At 62.0% G+C, this 2,582-nt stretch carries 5 protein-coding genes; 2 read left to right on the top strand and 3 right to left on the bottom strand.

Annotation, left to right across the window (positions count from 1 at the left end; all coding sequences use genetic code 11):
- Window positions 1–152 precede the first annotated feature (152 nt).
- Window positions 153–419, top strand: a complete 267-nt coding sequence (locus MJ785_RS21715; RefSeq protein ID WP_239311922.1) for a type II toxin-antitoxin system Phd/YefM family antitoxin — start codon at window positions 153–155, stop codon at window positions 417–419.
- Between the two features lie 162 nt (window positions 420–581).
- Entirely contained in the window at window positions 582–695 is a 114-nt protein-coding gene (locus tag MJ785_RS21720) for a type II toxin-antitoxin system RelE/ParE family toxin (protein ID WP_239311925.1), read from the top strand.
- A 276-nt stretch (window positions 696–971) separates the two neighbouring features.
- Here the strand turns inward: MJ785_RS21720 and MJ785_RS21725 are convergent, their stop codons facing one another.
- The 3 genes from MJ785_RS21725 to MJ785_RS22465 form a co-directional block, all read right to left on the bottom strand.
- Window positions 972–1,247, bottom strand: coding sequence for a hypothetical protein (locus MJ785_RS21725; protein ID WP_239311923.1), 276 nt, complete (start codon window positions 1,245–1,247; stop codon window positions 972–974).
- Window positions 1,248–1,310: 63 nt separating this feature from the next.
- Window positions 1,311–1,748, bottom strand: coding sequence for a toxin-antitoxin system YwqK family antitoxin (locus MJ785_RS21730; RefSeq protein WP_239311924.1), 438 nt, complete (start codon window positions 1,746–1,748; stop codon window positions 1,311–1,313).
- On the bottom strand, window positions 1,745–2,518 hold the full coding sequence (locus MJ785_RS22465; protein ID WP_370653031.1) for a YwqJ-related putative deaminase: 774 nt from the start codon (window positions 2,516–2,518) through the stop codon (window positions 1,745–1,747). The genes MJ785_RS21730 and MJ785_RS22465 overlap by 4 nt, the downstream gene beginning before the upstream one ends.
- Between the last annotated feature and the right edge of the window lie 64 nt (window positions 2,519–2,582).

Genomic DNA, 2,582 nt, shown 5'->3' on the forward strand with positions numbered 1-2,582 from the left:
CTTATACCCCACCGATGTGGTAGTCGAATTGCCTCGGCACCCAAGGAACCCGGAACGATTCAGTCCCAGCTCCTCGCCGAAACGATCACAAGCACTAGCGACGGCGGGCAGGAAGACAGACACCAGACAACCGAGGGGCCACGATTGTGGCCATGAGTATCGAGTCGCTCCGCACCGTCCGCGACCACCTCTCGGAGTTCGTCGACCGCGTCGAGCGCCAGCACGAACGGATCGTGCTGACCCGCAACGGCCACGCCGCCGCCGTCCTGATCAGCCCCGAAGACCTCGCCCAGCTGGAAGAGACCATCGACGTCCTGCGCGATCCACAGGCACTGGCGGACATCCGTGAAGCCAACCAAGCCTACGCCAGCGGCGACGTCCTGCGCGGCACCGCCGCCGTACGCGACCTGCTCAGATGAACGACAGCGACTACGAGCCCGTCCTCGCCCCACCCGCCCGGCGCGCGCTCGCCGCCCAGCTACCCGAGGCGGTCACGACCGCTGCCGTCGAGTTCCTCACCACCGCTCTGGTCACCGCCCCCTCGCAGAGCCGGCAAGGCTCTGCGCTTCGACCTCGACGGAATCTGGTCAGCCCAACGAGGCACCTACCGCGTCCTCTACCGCATCAACGAAGACAAACGCGAAGTCGTCCTCCTCCGGATCGAACACCGCCGAGATGCCTACCGGCCGCTGTGACCTTGTAGGCACCGGACCAAAACTGTCCGCCTGTCCGCCTCAACCGAACAAATTCATCCGTGGCGACCCAAGCACCGCAACAGGCGCGCCAGCCCTGACTGCCGAGCACACGAACGCCAGCGACGTCATCGGTCATCCGTCAGGCGCTCCGGGCGTGGCTCGACGTCTCGTAGCCGTCGACGTCCCACAGCGCTGTGGGGTCGCGGCCAAGCAGATCGGGACTGGCACGGACCGGTCACCGCCGATCGTGGTACGCTTCCACGCCTTCGGACGACGTCACCGCAAGCCAGCGACCTTCATCAGGCGCCACACCCGCTTGGACAACAGGAAGTGACCGACCACGGCCAGGCCGGCACGGACGCGGCGCACACCGGGGTTGCCACGCCCCTCACGGTAAATCTTCATGATCATGGTGGTTTCGGTGGTGTCGTCGCGGGAGCGCTGACTGCGCTGGCCACAGCGCCAGGCGTAGTAGCCGGAGCGGGACACAGCCAGCTCGGCACACATGAACGTAACGAGGAATTCGTCGGAGGCAGCCCAGTCCGCGCCCACTCACCATGCGCGACCGCACGTCGCACGGTATCCTGGCAGCTACCTGGGCCGGACTCCCACAGATCATTCTTCTCGTGCCGGCCATGCCCTTTCGCGACGATATCGCTCCAACAACGAGAAGTTCGGACTTTCATCGCTAATTTCGGAGGATTCAACCACTGCTCCAGAAGCGTCACTTCTCAAAGAAGAGACCAATATTCCATACTCATACACCGCTTCAAATTGAACGTTCCCATCCTCGTCGAACTCCCGCAACGGTCCGTGAAGCACGTTCTCCCAGAAATAGGACTCGCCCTTCAGAGCTCCCGATGGATACCAGTCCCTCGCAGGCCCCGCTTGCATCCCCTGACGATAACTAATCTCTGAGAATCCATGACCGGGCACCTCTTCATATCCAATGCCCGTAAAAAGAACACCGCGATAAGTGTATATCAGATCTTCATCGAAATCGAGCTCCGAATCCTCTACCCTCGCCACACCAGATTCATCGCTTCCACTCATGGGATTTCCTCCGCGCCTCGAGTTAGAACCACACAGTTAGGACACCGAGCAATCGGCATGCCCTGCCCAGCACCCCGAAGACGTAGATTATATATCAGGAAGTCCTCGACGTCAGCATCCAACCTCGCCCAAAGACCTTGATTAAGTGCATTTATTTCAGAATGAGCACCCGGGGTACCCTTCCCCGCCGCATGGGGCCCCTCAAATTCATTGAGGCGCGCTTGGAGCTCAGGGTAAAGCGGCTCAGGAATGCCAGTATTTTGACCGAAAAAGATTTCCCCTGTTTGTTTGTCTATCACTCCCGTAAGCACCGGTCCACGCTGTCGAATAGACTGATACTCAGAGCTCGTACGATCCGTAATCGAATAATAACGATCTTGCACCGCTTTCCGCAACCTGGCAGCAAGGTCATCATCACGATTCGGGTTTCCGTCGTCGGGGGAGGCGGGGGATGTCGGTGGGGCGGGTGGGTTGCCGTCACCGGGCGGGCGCCCCTTGCCACCGGCGGCAGCCGGATCAGGATCGGGCCCGTCCGGCACACAGGTAGCCGCCAACGGCAACGAACCCTCCGCCAACCCACAACCACCATCCGTACCCTGCCCAGACGCCCCATCCCCCGACGGCAACGAGTCCGCGCAGGTCCCCGGCACACACTCCTGTGGCACATACTGCTCACCCGCAGCCGACCAACCATCCGGCGGCGCAATAGTCGACGACCCCGACCACGCCGGCCCCGCCGGCGCATGCTGCTTCAACTGCGGCAACGGCATCGGTGGAATCCGGGGCTTCGGCAGCGGTATAGGCTTCAGCTTGGGTTTCGGTTTGGGCTGCGGC

This window comes from Protofrankia sp. CiT1 (assembly GCF_917627335.1).
GTDB lineage: Bacteria > Actinomycetota > Actinomycetes > Frankiales > Frankiaceae > Protofrankia.

Excerpts from the sequence above, each read along its gene's own strand:
- MJ785_RS21715 (WP_239311922.1), top strand. The coding sequence starts at position 153 with ATGAGTATCGAGTCGCTCCGCACCGTCCGCGACCACCTCTCGGAGTTC.
- MJ785_RS21730 (WP_239311924.1), bottom strand. The coding sequence starts at position 1,748 with ATGAGTGGAAGCGATGAATCTGGTGTGGCGAGGGTAGAGGATTCGGAG.
- MJ785_RS22465 (WP_370653031.1), bottom strand. The coding sequence starts at position 2,518 with ATGCCGTTGCCGCAGTTGAAGCAGCATGCGCCGGCGGGGCCGGCGTGG.